General features: G+C 71.0%; 19 protein-coding genes, 2 tRNA genes and 1 riboswitch. Of the genes, 9 read left to right on the top strand and 12 right to left on the bottom strand.

Features of this window, described 5'->3' with window-relative positions:
- Positions 1-88: 88 nt before the first annotated feature.
- Positions 89-400 carry a YtxH domain-containing protein gene (locus ACFYY8_RS22005; protein WP_390043635.1) on the bottom strand — a complete coding sequence of 104 codons (312 nt, stop codon included), beginning with the start codon at positions 398-400 and terminating at the stop codon, positions 89-91.
- Between the two features lie 165 nt (positions 401-565).
- Between ACFYY8_RS22005 and ACFYY8_RS22010 the strand changes: the two genes are divergently transcribed.
- Positions 566-641: transfer RNA gene (locus tag ACFYY8_RS22010), tRNA-Asn, on the top strand.
- Positions 642-933: 292 nt separating this feature from the next.
- Positions 934-2178 carry a nitric oxide synthase oxygenase gene (locus ACFYY8_RS22015; RefSeq protein WP_390043637.1) on the top strand — a complete coding sequence of 415 codons (1245 nt, stop codon included), beginning with the start codon at positions 934-936 and terminating at the stop codon, positions 2176-2178.
- A gap of 8 nt (positions 2179-2186) precedes the next feature.
- Here ACFYY8_RS22015 and ACFYY8_RS22020 read toward each other — a convergent pair whose 3' ends face one another.
- The gene (locus ACFYY8_RS22020; RefSeq protein WP_390043639.1) at positions 2187-2717 is read right to left on the bottom strand and encodes a DUF402 domain-containing protein; all 531 of its coding nucleotides are present in this window, start codon (positions 2715-2717) and stop codon (positions 2187-2189) included.
- 52 nt (positions 2718-2769) lie between these two features.
- Positions 2770-2882, top strand: a riboswitch (SAM riboswitch).
- A gap of 36 nt (positions 2883-2918) precedes the next feature.
- On the opposite strand from ACFYY8_RS22020, the gene ACFYY8_RS22025 reads away from it, so the two are divergent.
- From ACFYY8_RS22025 to ACFYY8_RS22050, 6 genes are read left to right on the top strand one after another with little or no spacing between them, the layout of a single operon-like run.
- Complete coding sequence (locus ACFYY8_RS22025) at positions 2919-3860, top strand: glutathione S-transferase C-terminal domain-containing protein (RefSeq protein ID WP_390043641.1); 942 nt, start codon at positions 2919-2921, stop codon at positions 3858-3860.
- A 28-nt stretch (positions 3861-3888) separates the two neighbouring features.
- Positions 3889-5649, top strand: a complete 1761-nt coding sequence (locus tag ACFYY8_RS22030; RefSeq protein ID WP_390043643.1) for an FAD/NAD(P)-binding protein — start codon at positions 3889-3891, stop codon at positions 5647-5649.
- 31 nt (positions 5650-5680) lie between these two features.
- A complete protein-coding gene (locus ACFYY8_RS22035; RefSeq protein ID WP_390043645.1) occupies positions 5681-7309 on the top strand; it encodes an ABC transporter substrate-binding protein in 1629 nt (542 codons plus the stop codon).
- Positions 7306-8277 (top strand): ABC transporter permease, encoded by a 972-nt coding sequence (locus tag ACFYY8_RS22040; protein WP_390043647.1) that lies wholly within the window; start codon positions 7306-7308, stop codon positions 8275-8277. The genes ACFYY8_RS22035 and ACFYY8_RS22040 overlap by 4 nt, the downstream gene beginning before the upstream one ends.
- Positions 8274-9161 (top strand): ABC transporter permease, encoded by an 888-nt coding sequence (locus ACFYY8_RS22045; RefSeq protein ID WP_390043649.1) that lies wholly within the window; start codon positions 8274-8276, stop codon positions 9159-9161. Before ACFYY8_RS22040 ends, ACFYY8_RS22045 begins: the two co-directional genes overlap by 4 nt.
- Complete coding sequence (locus ACFYY8_RS22050; protein WP_390043652.1) at positions 9158-10765, top strand: dipeptide ABC transporter ATP-binding protein; 1608 nt, start codon at positions 9158-9160, stop codon at positions 10763-10765. The genes ACFYY8_RS22045 and ACFYY8_RS22050 overlap by 4 nt, the downstream gene beginning before the upstream one ends.
- 231 nt (positions 10766-10996) lie before the next feature.
- Here the strand turns inward: ACFYY8_RS22050 and galK are convergent, their stop codons facing one another.
- Positions 10997-12115 carry a galactokinase gene (gene galK, locus ACFYY8_RS22055; RefSeq protein ID WP_390043655.1) on the bottom strand — a complete coding sequence of 373 codons (1119 nt, stop codon included), beginning with the start codon at positions 12113-12115 and terminating at the stop codon, positions 10997-10999.
- Positions 12116-12268: 153 nt separating this feature from the next.
- Between galK and ACFYY8_RS22060 the strand changes: the two genes are divergently transcribed.
- A tRNA-Ile gene (locus tag ACFYY8_RS22060) sits at positions 12269-12342 on the top strand.
- Positions 12343-12472: 130 nt separating this feature from the next.
- On the opposite strand, the gene ACFYY8_RS22065 is transcribed toward ACFYY8_RS22060, so the two are convergent.
- From ACFYY8_RS22065 to ACFYY8_RS22105, 9 genes are all read right to left on the bottom strand, one after another.
- Positions 12473-13885, bottom strand: coding sequence for a tyrosine-type recombinase/integrase (locus tag ACFYY8_RS22065; protein ID WP_390043658.1), 1413 nt, complete (start codon positions 13883-13885; stop codon positions 12473-12475).
- A complete protein-coding gene (locus ACFYY8_RS22070; RefSeq protein WP_390043660.1) occupies positions 13882-14073 on the bottom strand; it encodes a helix-turn-helix transcriptional regulator in 192 nt (63 codons plus the stop codon). The genes ACFYY8_RS22065 and ACFYY8_RS22070 overlap by 4 nt, the downstream gene beginning before the upstream one ends.
- Positions 14074-14270: 197 nt before the next feature.
- Positions 14271-16244: a DUF3987 domain-containing protein gene (locus tag ACFYY8_RS22075; protein WP_390043662.1), complete on the bottom strand. Its 1974-nt coding sequence runs from the start codon at positions 16242-16244 to the stop codon at positions 14271-14273.
- A gap of 325 nt (positions 16245-16569) precedes the next feature.
- Positions 16570-18603 (bottom strand): hypothetical protein, encoded by a 2034-nt coding sequence (locus tag ACFYY8_RS22080; protein WP_390043664.1) that lies wholly within the window; start codon positions 18601-18603, stop codon positions 16570-16572.
- Positions 18603-18989: a hypothetical protein gene (locus tag ACFYY8_RS22085; RefSeq protein ID WP_362774768.1), complete on the bottom strand. Its 387-nt coding sequence runs from the start codon at positions 18987-18989 to the stop codon at positions 18603-18605. Before ACFYY8_RS22085 ends, ACFYY8_RS22080 begins: the two co-directional genes overlap by 1 nt.
- Positions 18986-19261 (bottom strand): hypothetical protein, encoded by a 276-nt coding sequence (locus ACFYY8_RS22090; RefSeq protein WP_390043666.1) that lies wholly within the window; start codon positions 19259-19261, stop codon positions 18986-18988. The genes ACFYY8_RS22085 and ACFYY8_RS22090 overlap by 4 nt, the downstream gene beginning before the upstream one ends.
- Positions 19258-19554, bottom strand: coding sequence for a hypothetical protein (locus tag ACFYY8_RS22095; protein ID WP_390043668.1), 297 nt, complete (start codon positions 19552-19554; stop codon positions 19258-19260). Before ACFYY8_RS22095 ends, ACFYY8_RS22090 begins: the two co-directional genes overlap by 4 nt.
- Complete coding sequence (locus ACFYY8_RS22100; RefSeq protein WP_390043670.1) at positions 19554-20720, bottom strand: hypothetical protein; 1167 nt, start codon at positions 20718-20720, stop codon at positions 19554-19556. Before ACFYY8_RS22100 ends, ACFYY8_RS22095 begins: the two co-directional genes overlap by 1 nt.
- Entirely contained in the window at positions 20717-21172 is a 456-nt protein-coding gene (locus tag ACFYY8_RS22105; protein WP_390043672.1) for a transcriptional regulator, read from the bottom strand. Before ACFYY8_RS22105 ends, ACFYY8_RS22100 begins: the two co-directional genes overlap by 4 nt.

Here is a 21172-nt window from a genome sequence, read left to right on the forward strand (position 1 = left end):
CGTCCCACGACCGGCTTTTCCCGGTGTGGAACGCGAAAGGGCCCGTGCGGGCCCGGCGGGCGCCGTGACCCGCGCGGGCCCGACGGGGTCAGTGGGGGGTGACGGCCTTCTCCCCCCGTGGCCATCCGGTACCCGTTTCGTCGTGCTCGTCCAGCCCCCTGCCGTCGCGCGGCTGCAGGAACGGCAGTTTGTCCCTGGCCACGTCACTCACCTTCGTCCTGGCCACGTCGGTGGCCTTGGAAACCTGGGCGCCGACCAGCCCCGCGGCCTCCTGGACGGCGGGGTTGTCCGAGACCCGGCGCGCCATCCGCTTGAGCTGCTCGTAGCGCTCCCGGCCTGCGCGGCTCCCAAGGATGTAGCCGACCGCGAGGCCTACACCGAACATCAGTCGGTAACGCATCTCCACCTCCACAAGCGTCCTGGGCGGGACCCTACCCGCGGACCGTGAGTTGTCTCGGCTCTACCCCGGAGCATCGATGCGACACACACTCCCGGAGTGCGCTAATCTATTCCTGCGCCGCAAGGAGCGGGGGAAAACCCCAGGTCCGAACAGCGCGAAGCACGATCCCGTGTAGCTCAATCGGCAGAGCAGCCGGCTGTTAACCGGCAGGTTATAGGTTCGAGTCCTATCGCGGGAGCCATCAGGAAGGCCCCGGGAGCACAGCTCCCGGGGCCTTCGCCGTTTCGTGTCCTATTTCGCGGACAAATCCCGGTGAATCACAGAAAATAGGGGGCGCATCGCCTCGTGTCCTTCCGCTCGCGCTCGGTGACCGGGTCGTGGGCGCCGTACCGTGGTGACTTCGCCGCGGGATCCCGGAGACCGCTGTGGGATCGCCGCCGGGCCGGAGGCATCACGCGGGACATCACGCCGAGGGAACCGTGCCGCCCGGAACGGCATGCCGTACCCGTTAGACGTATACAGGTGGTTTTTCTGTGCCGACTTGGCCGAAACCCCGGCGCCAGACGCCGGCGAGGGAACAGGGAGCACGCGGGCAGGGTTACGCGGGAGCCCACCGGGACGACGGGAGGGCGGCGTGGCAGGTGCCCTCCCATCCGGTGGCCCCGCCGGTGGACGTGACGGCCGCCGAGGAGTTCCTGACGCTGTTCCACGAGGAGAACCCGGAGGCGGGCCCCGTGAAGCCCAGGCTGCGCGAGGTGCGCGCCGAGATCACCGCGACGGGGACCTACACCCACACGCCGAAGGAACTCGTCTTCGGCGCCAGGGTGGCCTGGCGCAACAGCGACAGGTGCATCGGGCGGTTGTACTGGAAGTCGCTGCGGGTGCGCGACCGGCGCCGGGTGAACACGGCCGAGGGGGTCGCCGTCGAGTGCGTCGACCACCTCCGTGAGGCCGTCTCCGACGGCCGGATCCGGCCGATGATCACGATCTTCGCCCAGGACCGCCCAGGGGCGCCGGGGCCGAGGATCTGGAACGAGCAGCTCATCCGTTACGCGGGGTACGCGATGGACGACGGTTCGGTCGTCGGAGACCCGCGCAACGCCGGGTTCACCACGATGGCCCGCAAGCTTGGCTGGCCGGGCGGCCGGGGCACGCCCTTCGACGTGCTTCCCCTGGCGGTCTCGATGGGCGACGGGCCGCCGCTGCTGTCCACGATCCCCGGGGACGCGGTGCTCGAGGTGCCGCTGTCCCACCCGGCCTATCCGTGGTTCGAGCGGCTGGGGCTGCGCTGGCACGCCGTACCGGTGATATCGAACATGTGCCTGGAGATCGGCGGGGTCTGCTACCGGGCCGCGCCGTTCAACGGCTGGTACATGGGTACCGAGATCGGGGCGCGCAACCTCGCGGACCCCGACCGCTACAACCTGGTGCCCCTGGTCGCCGCGCGGCTCGGCCTGGACACCCGTAACGAGCGTTCGCTGTGGCGCGACCACGCGCTGGTCGAGCTGAACGTGGCGGTCCTGTACTCCTTCGACAGGGCGGGGGTCACCATAACCGACCACCACGCCGAGTCCAGGCGCTTCCTGACGCACGTGGCACGGGAGGAGAGCGCGGGCAGGACCTGCCCGGCCGACTGGAGCTGGATCGTCCCGCCCATCTCGGGGGCCGCGACCCCGGTCTTCCACCGGTACTACGACCAGGAGCGGCTCTCGCCGAACTTCGTCACCCACCCCGACTCCAAGGAGCGGTCGGCGGGCCGGTGGAGCCCGGGGCGGTGACGCCCTTCTCAGCGGTTCCCGGGGCCCTCGGGGTTTCCGGCGACCAGGGAGAGCCAGTGCGGAGGTGAGGCGAAGGGGACCGTCCTGGCGGTGACGGCCTCCATCAGCGCGGCGGCCGAGGCGCGGGCGCCCTCCACGATCTCCCTGGGGTAGGCGTAGCGGACCTGGTGCTCCTCGAACTCGTCCTCGTCGTCCAGGAGCACCCGGCCGTCCTTGCGCATGCGGATCACGTCGAGGTCGAGGTCGACCATGGTCACCTCGTCGCCGTCCCAGCGCGGCACGGTCGAGACGTCACAGTAGATCTCGGCCTTGTACGGCGCCGCGTTGAAGGTGGCCGTCCACCAGGCGTCACGGGGGAAGAGGATCACGAACGGCTCGTCCCAGACGACGGGCGGCTCCTGCCCCCGCCTGCCGCTGCTGCCGGGCGGGCAGCCGACCCACACGCCGTGTTCGTCCTCGCCGAGGAGCAGGGCCGGGTGGTTCCAGTGCAGCGAGCCGTCGTACTTGCGGTAGACCACGCGCACGATCTCATGAGACATCCCCCGACTTTAAGGGTTGACAGAGATCTATGTATTTCCTACCGTATAACTAGGTTAAGAGTGTCAGTGCAAAGCCCCGGCTTGCTGACCGGCAACCCTCGCACCGCGGCGGGGTGCCCCCGGGGAAGACCGGGTGGCACGGTCGGCGTGCCGCAAGCGCGGACCCGCACGGGTCACCGAGGGACGCCCTGGGAGTGTCACATGTCCGAGATCACACTCAACTACGCGAGCCCCGTGGACCTGGACGCCCACGGCCGCTACCGGCCCGGTGGCAGGCCCGGCCCCCGCTACCCCTTCCAGGGACGGATCACCGACGACGGCACCGGGGAGTTCCCCGCCGAGGCCGGGCGCTACCACCTCTACGTCGCGGCGGTCTGTCCCTACGCGCAGCGTACGGCGATCGTGCGCTCCCTCAAAGGGCTGCAGGACGTCGTCTCGCTGTCCTACGTGGACGACGAGCGGGACGGCAGGGGGTGGGCGTTCCGCGAGCGGCGCGGCGCCGACCCGGTCAACGGCTTCGCGACCCTCAGGCAGGCCTACGAGGCGACCGAACCCGGATTCGACGGACACGTCTCCGTGCCGGTGCTGTGGGACCGGCACGGAGGGCGCATCGTCAGCAACAACTTCCCGGACATCACCATCGACCTGGGCACGCGCTTCGGCGGCGACCCCGAGGCCGACCTCTACCCCGAGGAGCTGCGACCCGAGATCGACGCGCTCAACGCGCGCGTCTACGAGTACGCCAACACCGCCGCGGGCCGGGTCTCCGCCGCCACGACCGAAGCGGAGTACCACCGGGCGAGGAAGGCCGTGATCGGCTTCCTCGACGAACTCGACGCCAGGCTGGCCGGTCGCAGGTTCCTGTTCGGCTCCGCGATCACCGAGTCCGACGTACGGCTCTGGCCCACCCTGGTCAGGTTCGACGTGAGCGACAACCCGTCGGCCAGGATCAGCGAGCGCCCGTTGACCGCCTTCCCCAACCTGTGGGACTACGCCAGGGACCTCTACCAGCACCCCGCCTTCCGCGAGAACACCGACCTCACCGTGCTCGCCTCCCCCGCGAGGGAGACCGACCCGTGGCGGGTGCCGGTCGAGCCCGCCACCCCCGACTGGGACCTGCCCCATCGAAGAGCAGCGCTGTGACGGGCCGTACGAGAGGGGAGTGGTCGGCGTGAGCGCCTCCATCGCGATCATCGGCGCCGGGCCGACCGGCACCTGCCTGGTCGAGCGGATCTGCGCCAACGCCGCCGAACTGCTCAGCTGGCCGTCGCTCGACGTCCACGTGATCGACCCCTACCCGCCGGGCGGCGGCAGGGTCTGGCGCGAGCGGCAGCCCGACCTGCTCTGGATGAACTCCGCCGCCGCCGACGTGACGCTCTTCACCGACGAGTCCGTCCGGTGCGTCGGCCCGATACGCCCCGGCCCCTCACTGGCCGAGTGGCTCGGCTGCGACCCCGCACGCTTCGTCCCCCGGCCCGTGCAGAACGCCTACCTCACCCACGTCTTCCGGCGCGCCGTGGACACCGCCCCCCGCGGTGTCCGGGTACACGTGCACCGGACCCGGGCACTCGACCTGACCGACGTCCCGGGAGGCCAGGCCGTACGGCTTGAGGACGGGACGACACTCGAGGTGGGCGCCGTGATCCTCGCGCAGGGACACGGCGACGTCACCCCGTCGGCGGAGGAACGCGGGCTGACGGCCCTGGCGCGGGAGAGCGGCCTGCGCTACCTGCCGACCGGCTACACCGCAGACCTCGACCTCGGCCTGGACCGGCTGCCCGCCGGTGAACCGGTGATCGTACGCGGCCTGGGACTGGCCTTCGTCGACCTGATGGTGCTGCTCACCTCGGGAAGGGGCGGCCGGTTCGTCAGGGAACACGACGGGGAGCTCGTCTACCTGCCCAGCGGGCGGGAACCGCTGCTGCACGTGGGGTCCCGGCGCGGTGTGCCGTACCACGCCAAGACCGCCTACCCCTTCCAGGGGCTCCGGCCGCCCGCGCCGCGCTTCCTGACGGCGGGGGCGCTGGGGGAGGGGCCGTGGAACTTCCGGCGGGACGTGTGGCCCCTGGTCGCCAAGGAACTCGCCTTCGCCTACTACCACGAACTCCTCAACAACCATCCGAAACGGGTCAGGGCCGGTTGGCCGGAGTTCGCCGAACGGTTCGCCGCCGAGGAATGGCGCAGCCCCGGGATGCGGCTGCTGATCCGCAAGGCCGTACCCCGGCACGCCGACCGGCTCGACCTGGACCGGCTCGACCGGCCGCTGGAGCGGATCCGCTTCGGCGACCAGGCGGGACTGCGGCGGTGGATGGACGGCTACATGGCCGCCGACCTGCAACGACGCTCCGACCCCGCGCACAGCGCCGACCACGCCCTGATCCTCGGGCTGCTGTCCGTCAACGGCGTCCTCGCCGAACGGGGAATCTCCGACCGGTGGTTCGAGGGCTTCTTCAGCTACATCGCCAGCGGACCGCCCGGCCCCCGGCTTGAGGAACTCAAGGCCCTGGCCAGGGCGGGCGTGGTCACCTTCCTCGGCGCCGACGTCAGAGTCGAGCACCGCGGCGGGCGATGGGTCGCGCAGAGCCCCACCCTGCCCGGCGCCGTCACCGCCAAGTCCCTCGTCGAGGCCAGGCTGCCCGCACCCAGCGTGAGCCGCTCGACCGACCCGCTGATCTCCGCGCTGCGCGACCGCGGCGAGGTCGACGAGTCATCGGGCCTGCTGAGGGTACGGCCCGCCGACCGCCGCCTGCTCGACCGCCTCGACACCCCGCACCCCCGCAGGTTCGCCTTCGGCCCCTGGGTCGTCGGCGGCCGGGTCACCGGCGGCTTCGCCAGACCCGGCCTTGACGCCCCGCTCTTCCGCCACGCCGACGCCCTGGCCCGGATCGTGTTGTCCGAGGCCGTCACCACCGAGATCAGACATGTCGCCTGAGGCGGCGCACGACCCCCCGAGGAGAAGGTAAGTGAAAGTGCAACGGGGCGTCCTGGCTCTGGCCGGGGTGCTGACGCTCGCCGCGTGCGGAACCGAGACCGGGGCCGCGAACCCGGCCTCAGGCGGCGCCGAGGGGGACTCGCTGGTGTGGGCGATCGAGACGCAGCCCATCACGTTCAACCCCCAGCAGTGGGGCCAGAACAAGGCCAGGCTGCTGGTGCACAACCAGTTCGACGCGCTCGTCGCCAGAGGTAAGGACGGCGAGTTCCTGCCGTGGCTGGCCACCTCGTGGGAGGTCTCCAAGGACGGCCTCACCTACACCTTCAAGCTCAGAAGGGACGTGACCTTCCACGACGGCGAGAAGTTCGACGCCGCCTCGGTCAAGGCCAACCTCGACCAGCTCGTCGCGCCCGGGTACAACCCCGCCGTCGCCGGCATCCAGCTGCGCGACTACTCCTCGGCCGAGGTGACGGACCCCTACACGCTGAAGATCACGCTCAAGGCGCCCGACGCCCTGTTCCTGGACTTCCTGGCCTCGCCGTACGCCGGACAGGTCTCCCCGAAGTCGCTGAAGAACGCCAAGGACCTCAAGGCGGGCGGCCCCGACCTCGTCGGCACGGGACCGTTCATCCTCGACCGGTTCACCCCCGGCCAGGAGGCCCACTACCGGCGCAACCCGGCCTACAACTGGGCGCCGCCCAACGCCGCGCACCAGGGACCCGCCTACCTGGCGGAGATCACCTACCGGTTCCTGCCCGAGGCGGCGGTCCGGGTCGGCGCGCTCACCTCGGGACAGGTCCAGGTGATCGAGGGCGTGCCCGCCACCGAACTCGGCCTGCTCAAGGCCGACCCCGGCGTGAAGGTGGAGACCAACCTCAACTCGGGCAGCGCGTTCTCCTACTACTTCAACGTCTCCCACCCGCCCTTCGACGACAAACGGGTGCGTGAGGCCTTCAGGGACGCCGTGGACGTGGACACCGTGCTCAACTCGGTCTACCAGGGCACGGCCAGGCGAGCCTGGAGCATCGTCGGCCAGGGCAGCCCGCAGTTCTACGACGCCTCCCTGGAGAACACCTACGGCAACGACGCGCGACGGGCCAACGAACTGCTCGACGAGGCGGGCTGGACGAAACGCGACGCCGAGGGCTTCCGGGTCAAGGACGGCAAGCGGCTGACCGTCCGGTCCGTCGAGTCGGCCCCCTACGTCAGGGATCGCCGCGACATCCTCGCGCAGGCCGTACAGGCCGCGGTCAAACAGAGCGCGGGCATCGACTTCCAGCCCAAGGTGGTCGACCAGGGCACCCAGCAGAAGGCCCTGGAGGACGACCAGTACGAACTGTTCCAGAACTCGCGCGGCGACACCGACGCGGGGGCCGCGCTCAACCTGATCCTGCCGAAGGGCGCCGCGATCAACCGCACCCACTTCGAGAACGCGGACCTGGACAAGCTGCTCGCCGAGGCCTCGGCCACCTCCGACCAGGCCAGACGCAAGGAGCTCTACGCGAAGGCGCAGCGGACCGTCATCGCGGACGAGGCCCTGCTGCTGCCGCTCTACGTCCCGGCGGACCAGGTCGCCTACGGCACCGGGATCACCGGGATCACCTTCGAACCGGTCTCCGGTACCCCCAACAGTGCTTACGACGTCCGGACAGGCACGTGAGCACCCTCACACTCACCCGGCGGCGGGGGCTGGCCGCCGCCGGGTGGACCGGCCCGGTGGTCAGGCGGCTCGGAGCAGGACTCGTCGTGCTCTGGGTCGCCGCCACCGCGGCCTACGCCGCGCTGTTGCTCGTCCCCGGCGACACCGTGGACGTCCTCATCGCCGACGGCCTCGACACCCCGCAGCGGCGGGCCGCGATCGTCGCAGAATGGGGACTCGACCGCCCTGTCCCGCAGCAGTACGCCGACTACCTGCTGCGGCTGCTGCACGGCGACCTCGGCCGCTCCTACGTCCTGCAGCGCGACGTCGCCGAGATCCTGTCCTCGCAGGTCTGGCCGACCGTCAGACTCGCGCTCACCGCGGCGGCCTTCGGCGTCGCGATCGCCCTGGTGCTCGCGCTGACCACCGCTGGGCGCCGCTCCTGGGCCGGCGCGCTCGCCGGGCTCTCCGAGCTGACCGCCGCCTCGGTCCCGCCGTTCCTGGCCGGTCTCCTGCTGCTGGCCGTCTTCTCCTTCACCCTCGGCTGGTTCCCCGTCTCCGGCGACCGCGGCTTCGCCTCCCTCGTGCTGCCCGCCCTGGCCCTCGGCCTGCAGATCGCCGGAACACTCGGCCAGGTGCTGCGCGAAGGCCTGGAACGGGCGCTTGAGGAACCGTTCGCGGTGACCGCCCGCTCGCGCGGCATCACCGAACGGCGGCTCGTCGCCAGGCACGCCCTGCGGCACGCGCTGCTGCCCGCCGTGACCCTCACCGGCTGGTTCGTCGGCGTCCTGCTCGGCGGGGCGATCGTCGTCGAGGCCGTCTTCGGCAGGCCCGGCCTGGGCCAGATCACCCTCCTCGCGGTCACCGGCAAGGACATGCCGGTGGTCATGGCGGTCATCATGCTGGCCGCCGTGGTCTACGTGACGGTCAGCACCCTCGTGGACCTCGCCTACCTCGTGATCGACCCCCGGCTGAGGAAGAGCCGATGACCGTCTCCGACAGGGAACAGGCCACGGCGCCGCCGCCGGCCGACGACGGGCCGGTTCCCGCCGCCGTCCCACGCCGGTACGGCGTGCGCCCTGGACAGGTCGTCTCACTGCTCCTCCTCGCCGTCGTCGCGGTCGCCGCCCTGGCCCCTGGCCTGCTGAGCGGCGCCGACCCGCTGGCCGCCGACCCACTGCACGCGCTCGCCCCGCCGAGCGCGTCGCACTGGTTCGGCACCGACCACCTCGGCCGCGACGTGTTCTCCCGGGTCGTCCACGGAGCGGGGTACTCACTGGGCATCGGCGCCGCGGCCATCCTGTTCGCCACCGTCCTGGGCACCCTCCTCGGCGCGCTGGCCGGGCTGTCCCCCCGCTACGTCGACGAGCCGCTCAGCCGGCTGTTCGACGTCCTGGCCAGCTTCCCCGAACTGCTGCTCGCCATGCTCGTCATCAGCGTCACCGGACCCGGCGCGGGCAACGTGATCATCGCGATCGGACTGGTCCAGCTGCCCAACTACGCCCGCGTCATCAGAGGGCAGACCTTCGTCGTGCGCCGCTCCGGCTACGTGGAACAGGCCGTCACCCTCGGACTGCGCCGGCCGGCCCTGGTCGCACGGCACGTGCTGCCCAACATCCTGGGGCCGCTTCCTGTGCTCGCCACCATCGGCATGGGCACCGCCATCATCGCCACCTCGGGACTCAGCTTCCTCGGCATGGGCCCGCAGCCGCCCGACCCCGAATGGGGCTCGATGCTGGCCGAGGCGCGCAACTACCTGCGTGTGGCCTGGTGGACCGTGCTCTTCCCCGGCCTGTCCGTCACGCTGACCGTCGTCAGCCTGACCGTGGTCGGGCGACGCCTCCAACGCCGTTTCGAGGGGAGACTCCCGTGAACCTCATCGAGATCGAGGACCTGCGTGTGGCCTTCCCCAGGGCCGGGGTCGAGGCCGTCAGGGGAGTGAACCTGTCGATCGCCGAAGGCGAGTGCGTGGCGATCGTCGGGGAGTCCGGATCGGGCAAGAGCGTGACCGCCAGGACCCTGGTCGGGCTGACCGGCCAGGGCGCGACCGTGACGGCGGGAAGATTCGACGTCAGGGGCAGGGACGCCCGCCGGTTCGGGCCACGCGACTGGCGCAGGCTGCGCGGGCGCTTCGCCGGGCTCGTACTCCAGGACGCCCTCGTCTCCCTCGACCCGCTGCGCACCGTCGGAGCCGAGATCGCCGAGGTGCTCGCCGCCCACGACGTCGTGCCCCGGGCGGGCCGTAAGGAAAGGGCGCTCGAACTGCTCGACGCGGTCGGCGTCCCGGAACCGAAGCTGCGGGCCGGGCAGTACCCCCACCAGCTGTCCGGCGGGCTGCGCCAGCGAGCGCTGATCGCCTCGGCCATCGCGGCCGGGCCGCCGCTGCTCATCGCGGACGAGCCGACCACCGCACTCGACGTCACCGTGCAGGCCCAGATCCTGCGCCTGCTGGCCGCGCGCAGGGCCGAGGGCACCGCGCTGCTGATGATCAGCCACGACCTGGCCGTCGTCTCCTCCATCGCCGACCGGGTGCTCGTCATGAAGGACGGCGTGGTCGTCGAGGAGGGACCGACCGGCCGGGTGCTTTCCGCCCCCGAGCGGGACTACACCAGACTGCTGCTGGCCGCCGTACCGTCCGCCGCCTCAAGAGGAACCCGCCTGTCGGCCATCGCCACCGGCGGCGTCCCGCTGCGCACCCCGCTGCCGGAACGGAAGGTCGACCACGGCTCACCGGTCGTCGAGGTCAGAGGCCTGTCGGCCGAGTACGGCTCCCGCCGGGTGGTCGACGACGTCTCCTTCGAGGTCCACGCGGGAGAGACCGTCGGCGTCGTGGGGGAGTCAGGGTCGGGCAAGACGACCGTCGCCCGGCTCGTCATGGGCCTGATGAGGCCCCTCGCCGGGCAGGTACGGCTGGACGGCTCCCCCTGGTCGGAGCTGTCCGAGCGGGAACGCCGCCCCCGCCGCTCCGTCATCCAGGTGATCTCGCAGAACCCGCTGGACTCCTTCGACCCCCGCTACACCGTCGGTCGTCTCGTCGCCGAACCCCTCGGCGGGCCGGGACGGGAACGCGCCGCCAGGGTCGCGGAACTGCTCGAACGGGTCGGGCTGCCCGCGGGCATCGCAGGGCGTCACCCTCGGGCGCTGTCCGGCGGCCAGCGGCAGCGGGTCGCCATCGCCAGGGCACTGGCCCCCCGGCCGCGGGTGCTCGTCTGCGACGAACCGGTCTCCGCGCTGGACGTCTCCGTACAGGCGCAGGTGCTCGACCTGCTCGGCGAGATCCAGGCGGCCGACGGGACCGCTCTGATCTTCATCTCGCACGACCTCGGGGTCGTCCACCACATCAGCGACCGGGTCGTGGTCATGCGCGAGGGACGGGTCGTCGAGGACGGGCACGTGGACGAGGTGTTCTTTCTGCCCAAGCACGACTACACGAGGGAACTGCTCGGCGCGGTGCCCAAACTCGCGACCACCTCCTGAGGCCGTTTCGGCGCTGTCGTCCTCTGGCGGCCTTCCGGCGCTCCTCCGCCGGTCGGCCTGGTGGTTCCCGGTTTCTCCGGCGGCCGTCCTGCTTCTTGGCCGCTGTCGTGTTCTCGGCTGCCCACGTCGTTTTCCGACGTTTCTCGGACGGCCGTCCTGCCTCGTGTCTTTGGTGTCCGCAGGTTCGGGGATGCTTCGAGAGCGTCGTTCCGGTTCCCGGACCGGCCGCGTTCAGACCAGACGGCGGGCACCCGCCGACGGAACCGCCGGGTGGATCCCGGGGGCGGCCCAGCCGCGTTCGGCGTAGGCGGCGCTCACCGACTCCCGTACGGTCTCCACCCGCTCGTCGGGGACCAGCGCGATGACCGAGCCGCCGAAGCCGCCACCGGTCATCCTGGCGCCCCTGGCCCCGCCCCTGACCGACGCCTCGACGGCCACGTCCAGCTCCGGGCACGAGACCTGGAACTGGTCGCGCAACGACAGGTGGGAGGCGTTCAACAGCGCGCCGATCTCCCGCACCGCCCCGGCCCTCAGCAGCCCGATCAGCGCCTCGACCCGGTGGTTCTCCGTCACGACGTGCTGGACACGCCTGCGTTCGTCGCCGTCGAGCCTGCCGAGCGCGCCCGCCAGATCCGTGACGTCGCGCAGGGAGGCCACCCCGAGACGCTTGGCGGCGTTCTCACACTCCTGGCGGCGGCGGGCGTACTGCCCGTCGGCCAGCGCGTGACGTACCCCGGTGTTGACGATCAGCAGCCGCAGGCCGTGCCCGGCCGGGTCGAACGGGACGTTCTTGGTGGCCAGGCTCCGGCAGTCCATGAACAGCGCCCTGCCCTCCTGCGCGAGCGCGGAGGCGGCCTGGTCCATGATCCCGCACGGCATGCCGACGAAGTCGTTCTCCGCCCGCCGCGCGGCCAGCGCCACCCGCATCCCCTCCAGGCCGAGGCCGTACAGGTCGTTGAGGGCGACGCAGACGGCCACCTCCAGCGCCGCGCTCGACGAGAGCCCCGCGCCCTGCGGCACGTCCCCGTCGACGACCAGGTCCGCCCCCCGCACCGGATGCCCGGCCTCGCGCAGCGCCCAGAACACCCCCGCGACATAACGCGCCCACCCCTCGGCCTCGTCAGGACTCCCGAGGGTCACGACCCCGCCGGCCTGCAGCGAGCGAAGCCTGATGAGATCGTCCCGCCTGGGGGAGACCGCCGCGGTGACCCCCCACGGGACGGCGAACGGCAGCACGAACCCGTCGTTGTAGTCGGTGTGCTCACCAATGAGGTTCACCCGCCCCGGGGCGTGCCACACCCCCTCGGGCTCCGCCTGGAAGGTCTCACGAAAAGCCTCAACAACGCGCATGATCGAACATCCTCCAACAAGGTCCCCCTGTAGGGTAGCGACTCCACCGAAACCCGGCGTCGCCGTTCAAGGTCACATCTTGGCCCCGTCCCGCTCGGCCGATGTGCGAACGGCGCCGACCTTTGGTTGAATGCGGCAGTACGGCGTGCGCGAGGGGCGGTAGCTCAGCCGGTTAGAGCAGGGGACTCATAATCCCTGGGTCGCGGGTTCGAGTCCCGCCCGCCCTACCTCTTGTGACCATAGGAAAAGCGCCCCTGACCTGGTGTTTCCCGGTCAGAGGCGCTTCTTTCACGTCCGGCTGGCCACGACCGTCACCGGTCGTCTGCGGCTACTTCTTCCCAATGCCTTCCCACGGGATCACGTCTCTCTGAGGGCGTCGGTGATCCGGCGCCGGGCGGTCTCGTCCTGACCGGCGATGCACTTGGCGTAGATCCGCAGCAGGACCTCCACGCTGTGTCCCGCCCACTGGGCCACCTGGGTCGCCGGAACCCCCGCGTTGAGCCACGTCGAGACGCAGGCGTGCCGGAGGTCGTAGACCCGCCTGGCCAGTGGTGAGGCGGCCTCCGAGGCGGTGAGCGCCTCGGCCCGCGCGGCGATCCACGCGCGCCGGTAGGTGATGGTCGGCAGTTCCCCGCCCTGGACTCCGTAGAACAGCCGGCCCCCGGGGCCGTCGCCGAACTCCGCGAGGTGGTCGCGCAGAATCCTCACCAGCTCTGGCGGGCACGGCACGGTGCGGGTGTGCCCGTCCGGGCGGTGCTTGAGCGGACGCACCTCGCGGAGCGCGCCGTCGTCGGTCCACTCCCGACCGGCGAACGGCGCCGCCTCGGCGAAGCTCAGCTCCCCCCAACCGTCCGCGGGCTCTTCCATCCGTCCCGTCTCCGGGTTCTCGACCTGGGGCGGAAGGATGACGTTGAACGCGCGAAGGTTGACGGCCTCCTCGGGACGCAGACCGGCGTAGTACATGACCGCGAAGAACGCCCTGAGCCGCTGGCCGCTCGGCTCCTGGGCCGCGACGGCGGCCAGCAGCGCCCGCGCCTGGGCGTGGTTGACGACGCTCCGGCGGTCCACCTCGGAAGAGGTGCGGGGCCGCTTCCACTTCAGCTCTTTGATCGGATTCCTCTCCAGAAGCTTGAGTTCCACGGCGTAGTCGAGGGCGTTCTGCAGGATGGTCTTGTGCCGCAGGATCGTGCTCGTCGCCGACCTCTTACCGTCGAGGCGGGTGGTCGCGGCCTCCAGCAGGTCGCGTACGGCCTGCGCCTCGGTGAGCGCGGAGACGGGTTTGGTGTTGGCGGCGAGCCAGCGCAGAGCGGCGGCCGTCTCGCCGGTCGCCTCGTCGCGCTGCTTGGTGTTGAACGCCCAGCGCTTCAGCGCGTGCCGCAGCTGCTTGCCGTCGGGCCTGCCGCGGTCACCGGCGAACATGGCGGGCGTGGCGGCGGCCAACGCCCGCGCGATGTCCTGACGGTAGTTCGCCGAGGACGCCTTCCACTTCATGTCCACGAACTTGCACGCGAAGCCGTACCAGCTCATCTCGACGGCCGCGGCCCGGCTCCACGAGACTGGCTCTCCGGTGAGGGTGCTGAACGGTTCACCGTTCCGCGCGGCGATGAGCAGGGAACTGCGGTAGGCGTCCGCCTGGGCCTCCTTGGGGAAGGAAGCCTTCCGCAGCTTGCCCGCCGTCTGCCACGGCACCCGGTAGGACGTCACCTTGCCGCTCTTGTTCTTGCGCCTCTCGATTTTGTAGACGCGCACGTCGTAGGTGGCGTTGATCAAGCGGCGTCCTCTCGGTCGGCGAGCCAGTTCTCGTAGTCGGTCAGGTAGATGCGCAGCTCTCCGTTGGGGAGCTTGGTGCACTTGGGCGCGCGACCCTTGGTGCGCCAGTCGTAGAAGGTGGACCGGCTGATCTCCAGGTCCTTGCAGATGTAGTCGACGGTGATCTTTTTGGCGCTGGCCCTGGGCATGGGGCGTGTCCTTCCAGACTCCGTAGGCGGTGACGGTGAGTGACGGTCGTTCGGGGCGGCGGAGGGGGTTGCAGCGGTGCAGCGCGTCAGCAGAAATCAGCAAAAACATTTCTGTTGTTTTTTGCTGACGTGCTGCGGCGCTGCAGACCCGGTGATGGGTGCGGGGCGCGGCCACGGTGCGTGACCTTTGGCGGGGGTCACGCCGTGGCTGCGGGGTGGACTTCGTAGGCCGGAGAGGCGGGCCGTCCCCGGCCGGTCTGCGGGGCGGTGGGCAGGCGCCGAATCCAGCCGTGGGCCTCCAGCACCCGTAGGGCGGGGTCCAGGTCGGCGACCTTGGCGAACCGGGAGCGCATGGCGGGCAGGACCTCACGGGCGGTGAAGCGAGTCGTGCCGGTGCGACCGGCCCAGTCCAGCAGGGCGCGGGCGTCGGCGACGGCGGGGTCGGCGCCGATGTGGTCGTAGGCGGTCTGGGCGTGGCTGGTGAAGTACTCGCCGATCTCGCAGGCCGCGGCGAAGGTGTCCAGGTCGATCGGGCGGTTCCAGCCGTCGCGTAGATGCTTGGCCAGGTGCAGCAGGGCGGCGATGCGGATGGTGGCCCCGACAAGCTTGCCGCCCCAGTCGGTCATGTGGTGCAGGTCCCCGCCGGGCCGGAACCGTACCTCGGTGTCGGCCAGCAGCCGCCTGATGGCCTCGGCGGCTTCGGCGTCGAAGTGCAGGGTGACGGGTTCGGGCAGGTCGTGCAGGGACAGCAGCAGCGCGGTCAGGTTGGTGGCGTAGCGCTGCGCGGCCTGGGCGGGGATGGGGTCGGGGTTCTCCTTGCGGTAGCCCAGCAGCGAGGTCGGCAGCGCGTACAGCAGCCGCCCCAGCAGGCCCTGCTCACGGAACTCGGGGGTGTCGCCGAGCCGGGCCAGCACTCCCGGCTGCACGCACACGCCCAGCGTGAGGGTCGTGGACTCGATGCGCTCGGAGGGGCGGCCCATGCGGTCGATGCGCATCTCCTCGCCCGCGTGCCCGGACAGGAACACCTCCAGGTCGGGGCTTCCGGAGTAGCGGCCGGCCAGGATGGAGAAGATCTTTCCCTCCGGGGCCAGGACCGCGAACCGGCCGCCTTGTTCGGCCAACAGCGAGGTCAGGCGTTCCACGGTGGCGTTGGCGGTGAACAGTTTCGGCTCGGCCGGGACGGTCAGGCCGTCCAGGGCCATGGCGGCGGAGGAGGCTTCGGCCAGGGCCTCGGTCTGCCGGTCGGGGTCGGCGTTGGCGGCGATGCGGGCGGTCTTGTCGGCCTCGGCCTCGGCGATCTTCCGGGTGAGTTCGGCTTCGACGATGAGCGGCCGGGCCGCCTCGGCGAGGTGGTTCTCGGCGGTGCGGACGGGGGCGGTCATCAGGGCGTAGACCTCGGACTTGCGGTTGCCGGGCGGCAGCACCACCACGACGTACAGGTTGGTCGGCTCCCGCCAGGCGGGCGCCTGCACCCACACCCGTCCGGCGGCGGCAACCGCCAGCACCGCCAACGCCAGGCACCCGGCCAGGTCCGGCGGGGTCTGGGTGACCTCGGCCACCGCCCCGGCGTACTCGCCCAGCCAGGACGGCAGCGCCCACACCGGGAACGCCGCGGCCTCCCGCACGGCCGACAACGGCGTCGGCTCCGGCCACCCCTGCTCGTCGACGGCGGTCAGCGTGGTCAGTTCGGCGGTCACGGCCGCCCGCAGCTGCGCGGCCTCGGTGTGGGCGGTAGTGGTGTCGTGGCCGAGCTGGACCAGGCGGGTGCCGGCGGCGATGACCTGGCGGGCGTAGGCCAGCCCCCGCAGCAGGTGGGCGTAGTAGGGGGCGTTGACCGCGGTCGGCACCATGGCGATCAGCGTGTGCAGATACGGCGCACCCCCGATGGCGGCCAGGTCCCGGCCCAGCGCGGCACCCACCGCCAGCGGGTCGGTGGGCGCCCCCTGGTCGGCCAGTGCGGTGATGGTCTCCCAGATCCGGGCGTGCGCCGGACGGTGAAACACCCCGGGCTCCAGCAGCGGCCGGATCGTGGCCAGCGCGGTCGGTGACAGCATCGCCGCCCCCAGCACACACTGTTCGGCCTCGATGTTGTGCGGTAGGGGCTGCGCCCACTCGCCCCCGTCTCCGTCGCCGGGGTGGATCACCCGCAGCCTGCCCGCTGAGGTGCTCACGCCGTCCGTCTTGTCTGCGCGGCGCGGGGAAGGTACGGGAAAGCGAGCATGGGTGGATCTCCTGTCGATGGAAGAGAACGAGGGGCGCGTCTCGCGCGTACGGCTGCGCGTGGGATGCGAGCCAAAAAGTTTTTGATCTTGCTGCCAGGGGTGCCAGAGCGGGGTGCCAGCCCTGCCGCCTGGGGTGCCAGGGGGTGCCAGGGGGTGCCAGAAAGGGTGCCAGCGGGGGTGCCAGGGAGGTGCCAGAAATCCTGGCACCCCGTCTGACCTGTAACTCTCTCCCCCAACCCCCGCTCCTGGCACCCGAAGGGGTGCCAGGCGATCTTTAGATCTCGGGCCGGGTCGGCATCAGGTACCGCTGTGCCTCGTCGTCGTAGCCGCCCAAGATGCCCGCAGAGACCAGGCGCTTGAGCCGGTCCTGAATCCAGGCGCGGGAGATGTCGGTGGTCTCCCACAGTGACTTGAGGTCGCCGGAGGAGAAGGCGCGGGCGCCCTCGTCCCACATCTCCTGCAGGCACTCCATCAGGGCCGCGCCGCGCTCTTCGGCGGTCATCTTGCGATCCGGCGCGGCGAACGTCATCGGAGGTTCGCCCTCGTCGATGTCGGGGATCTCGTCGTCCAGGTCGGCCTGCACGTCCGGGTCGGGGTCGTCGGTGGCCAGGTACTCGGCGGCCACGTTCCTCACCTCCTCGTCGTCGGCGTCCTCGTCGCTCGGGAGCTCCGGAGCGTCCAAGGCAGGCAACGGGGCGGGGCTGGTCAGCGCGGAGGCGTCCAGCCGGGACAGAGTCGCGGTGCCGGGATCGACCTTCTTGTAGGCGGCCGGGAAGGCAGCGGCGTGCGCGCGCAACGCGGCGTTGGCCCGCTCGTCGTCGAAGGCCCCGTTGGCGTCGAGTCCCCAGGCGTAGGTGCGCATTGGCATCGTGATCCGTTCGTCCGGGATGCTGGGTGCGTCCAGGTAGGCCATGCCGGGCTGCTTGTTCGACCAGAGTTCGGGGCGGCATCCGGCGTCGTCCTGCTGTTCCGACAGGCCGAAGGACGCATCGGCGGCCGAGTCGACGCCGAAGCACATCTTGGCCAGCTGCCCACGCGCCAGGGTCGGCATCTGCGTGTAGTCCGAACGCTGCAGGCTCAGCACGACCGTGCCACCGGCGGAGCGGATCGCCTTGACCAGGCTCAGGAACTGCTCCTGTTCCTTGTCCGACAGGGCATCGAAGATGTCGGGGAACTCCTCCAGCCACAGAATCCAGTAGGTCAGGCCGCAGCCCTTGACCCACTTCTGCAGGCCCTTGGCGGCCAGCTGGTCGGTGCGCTCCTTGACCTTGGACTGCATCTCGCCCAGCAGCTGGCGGGCGCCCTGCTTGGTGGTCTCCAGCCGATGCAGCGCGGGCTTGAGCGGGCCGAGGGTCTGCTCACCCTTGGTGATGTCGATCGCGAACACCGCCACGTCGTCCCGGGTGACGGCCTCGGCCAGGAAGTTCCACGCCCCGCCGATGGACTTGCCCGCGCCGGTCTTGCCCATGACCTGCAGGTGATGGCCGGTGATGACGTAGGCGACCTCGTCCAGGTCCTGCCACAACCCTAGCCGGATCGGATCGGCGATCGACGAACCGGGCGCCGAGGGGCCGGGCCAGGGGATCGGGTTCTTCATCACTCGCGGATCGGAGATGACCACCCTGGCCTTGCTGGCGTCGTCGGGGTCGACGCTGGTGGTGATGCTGCCGGGCGGCAGGCCGATGCCGGACTCGACGTAGGGGAGCTTCTTGGTCAGGTCGTCGGCGGTCTGCCGCCCGGCCTCCAGCTGCACCGCCCCCTCGACCTTGTGCGCGCTCGCCCGCGTGGTCCTCGCCTCCACCGCGTGCATCCCGGCGGCGGTGGCGCCGCGGCCGAACAGGAACCCCAACGGGTCGGTGACGGCCCCGGCCACGTCGATCTGCTTGGTGCGGATCACGGTGCGGATGTTGAACGACAGGGCCATGGTGACCCCGCCGACCAGAATCAACCGGCCGGTCACCGTGGAGGTGGGGCCGTTGATGGTGGCCGCGCACACCCACAGCCCCCCGGCCAGGGTGGTCAGGGTGGTGTGCAGCCGGCCGACGGGGCTGCGGGCGTGGGACTGGTGCCAGGTCAGGCCGGTCAGCCCGATCACACACCCGGTGATCAGGGCGGTGGTCCACGCCACCACCTGCGGGTCGTCAGAGCGCAGGGTGACGTGGAAGACGAACCCGAGCCCGAACAGTAGGACACCGATCAGCCAGGGCGGGAAGTACAGCAGCGCCTTGGACACCTCGCGGGTGGCGACCTGCTCCCAGGAACCCGGGCTGTCCATGACGGTGGGCGCGTGCTGCGCGTGGCGGGCCATCAGACGTCGTTCCAGTTGAACTCGGCACGCCGCTTTTCGGGCTTGGCCTGCGGGAGGATGTCGACGAACTCCTTGCGGAACTGGGCGTGGAACTTCACCAGCTCCACCCCGGAACCCTTCTGCAGCTCGGCGGCGCGCTTGAGCCGCTTGACCACACGGCGGGCGCGCATGCGCACATCCGGCGCTCCGAACACGCTCAGAACCGGGTGGCCCTTGAAGGAGCGGATGAGCACGGCATAGAGCTCGTCGGCGCCGAGGGTGAGTTCCTCGCCCAGGTCCCGGCACAGGTCACGGCCGACCTTGGCGTAGTTGGTGATGGCCACCGGACCCTGCCAGGGGATGTTGGACAGTTCAGGGATGCGGCTACGGCCGGGCTTGTCGCTCACAGGTCGTCGTCCTCTCCGAAACGGTGAGAGCGGGAATCACGGATGGCCTGGCGCAGCAGACGGGCCAGGTAGGCGATACGGCGGGTACCGAGCCGGGCGGCGATCAGCGCGTCCAGCGCGCCGATCAGCAGCCCCAGCGCCTGACCGAGAACGGCCAGCGCCATCAGCAGCCAGGCCAGCACGCTCAGGCACAGGTTCCGCACGCGTTCGTGCAGCGGTCGGGGCGGGGCGTCGGTGATGACGTAGACCACCCGGGGCGGACGCACACTCACCGACCCACCCCCGCCAGGTCGAACAGGGTCCCCTGGTTCGCGCACAGACCGCACGGCTCCCACGCCGACCGGCCGTGAGCGCGCGGGGCCTGGCACCGCTCAGCGGCCGGCACCTTCGGCAGGGACAGAACGTGCTCGTTCAGGTCCACCTGGGCCATGCGGCGAGCGGCGTGCTCCTCACCGGCCACACCGCACAGGCACACGAACCGGTAGACGGTGCTGACCTCCCCGGCGGTGCGGGTGATCTCCGGCCGGTGCCGGACGGGCGCGGGTGCGGGCGTGATGGCGGTCATCAGGCGCCCCCGGTGTGGGCGTCGCGGGGGTCGTTGCGGACCTTGGACACCCAGCCGATCGACCAGCCGGTCTTGTCGGCCAGGTCGCGCACGCTCGCGCCGGGGGTGTTCAGGACGAGGGCGCGGGCGTCGTCCTCGGGCATCCGAGGAGCGTTCAGCGCAGGCGCCTTGCGGGTGTTCGCCGAAGCGTTCACGCCGGTGCCGCTTGCGTTCAGGGCCTGGCGTTCACGGCATTCGCGGGCCATCTCCTCCGCTCGTTCACGGGCCTGCCGCTCCTGCTGCTCGCGCTCCTGGCGTTCACGCTCAGCGCGCTCGCGCTGCTCGTGTTCACGGCGCTCGCGCTCGGCCCGCTCCCGCTGTTCACGGGCCGCCCGCTCCTGACGCTCCCGCTCCTGCTGGCGTTCCTGTCTTTCGGCCTCTTCACGGCGGGCGGCGAGTTCGGCTTCCCGCTGCTCACGGGCTATCCGCGCCTCGTGCTCGCGCCGCTGCTGCTCCAGAAGGGCGGCGTACTCCCGTTCTTCGCGTTCGCGGCGCTCGGCCCGTTCCTGCTGGCGTTCACGCTCTTCGCGCTCGCGCTGCTCGCGCTCCTGCTCGGCCTGTTCACGCGCTTCACGCTCGCGGCGTTCGTGAACACGCTGCCGCTCGGCCTCCGCAGCCTGTTCACGCTCGATCCGATCGAGGGCTTTGGCGATGGCCCGCCGGTAGGCAAGACCGGCTTCGGCGGTCACGATCAGCAGCAGCGGAGCGACCGCGTGAACAGCGACTCCGGCAATGTCCTGCTTCCATGCCGAGTCGCCGATGTTCAGCGCCACCGTGAACAGGCCGGTGAGCCAGCGCAGAATGACCGGCCACGGCCCGCCGTCACCTCCGAGCCGTGACACCGCGGAGTCGAGCCGGATCACGATGACCACGGCGGCATCGACGACGACGGGCAGGATCGGGGCGGTCCAGTCCCACCCGTCCGGGGTGACCCGCTCCACGAGCGGAGTCACCGTCAGGACGGAGAACAGGACGGCGCCCGCGGTGATGGCCCACGTCCCGACGCTCAGCGTCCTCTCGGCCACCATGATCTGTTTCTGCGACAGGGGCGCCTTCGTGCCTCCCTCCTTTCCGTAGGAGGCGGCCAGCCCGGCAGCGGCCGGCAAGAGGGGGACGGACTCGTTCATGACGCCCCCGCGATGATCAGAGCGGCGGCGAACAGCCATCCGATGTGCCAGGACTGATCCAGGGCGTAGGCGCCGGTGCCCAGGTGCGGGGCGTCGTCGTGGCCAGGCCGGGGCGCTCCCAGCTGGTAGAAGCCGCCCTTGCCGATCGCGTCGGCGAGCCGGGCGAGGGTCGTGCGCCGGTCGGCCCAGTAATGCGACAGGGCGTCGGCGCCCAGTCCGGCGAGCAGGGCCAGCGGCGCCAGCCTCACCCCGGTCACCAGGGCGAGCGCGGCCAGCGCGGCGGCCTTGGTGGCGGTCAGGGTGAGCACGTGCTTGACGCAGGCGATCCGCCCCTCCCAGCCAGGGACGCCCTTGGCACACGCCTGGTGGTGGGTCTGCACCCAGTGATCGCCCACGCTGTGCGCGGCGAACAGGGCGACGAACACCGCGGCGAACGTCGTAGCCGAAGACAT

This window comes from Streptosporangium sp. NPDC001559 (genome assembly GCF_042893955.1).
Lineage (GTDB): Bacteria > Actinomycetota > Actinomycetes > Streptosporangiales > Streptosporangiaceae > Streptosporangium.

Coding starts and splice junctions, on each gene's coding strand:
- ACFYY8_RS22105 (WP_390043672.1), bottom strand. CDS start 21,172: ATGTCTTCGGCTACGACGTTCGCCGCGGTGTTCGTCGCCCTGTTCGCC.
- ACFYY8_RS22095 (WP_390043668.1), bottom strand. CDS start 19,554: ATGACCGCCATCACGCCCGCACCCGCGCCCGTCCGGCACCGGCCGGAG.
- ACFYY8_RS22020 (WP_390043639.1), bottom strand. CDS start 2,717: ATGTCTCATGAGATCGTGCGCGTGGTCTACCGCAAGTACGACGGCTCG.
- ACFYY8_RS22100 (WP_390043670.1), bottom strand. CDS start 20,720: ATGAACGAGTCCGTCCCCCTCTTGCCGGCCGCTGCCGGGCTGGCCGCC.
- ACFYY8_RS22025 (WP_390043641.1), top strand. CDS start 2,919: ATGTCCGAGATCACACTCAACTACGCGAGCCCCGTGGACCTGGACGCC.
- ACFYY8_RS22080 (WP_390043664.1), bottom strand. CDS start 18,603: ATGGCCCGCCACGCGCAGCACGCGCCCACCGTCATGGACAGCCCGGGT.
- galK (WP_390043655.1), bottom strand. CDS start 12,115: ATGCGCGTTGTTGAGGCTTTTCGTGAGACCTTCCAGGCGGAGCCCGAG.
- ACFYY8_RS22005 (WP_390043635.1), bottom strand. CDS start 400: ATGCGTTACCGACTGATGTTCGGTGTAGGCCTCGCGGTCGGCTACATC.
- ACFYY8_RS22070 (WP_390043660.1), bottom strand. CDS start 14,073: ATGCCCAGGGCCAGCGCCAAAAAGATCACCGTCGACTACATCTGCAAG.
- ACFYY8_RS22045 (WP_390043649.1), top strand. CDS start 8,274: ATGACCGTCTCCGACAGGGAACAGGCCACGGCGCCGCCGCCGGCCGAC.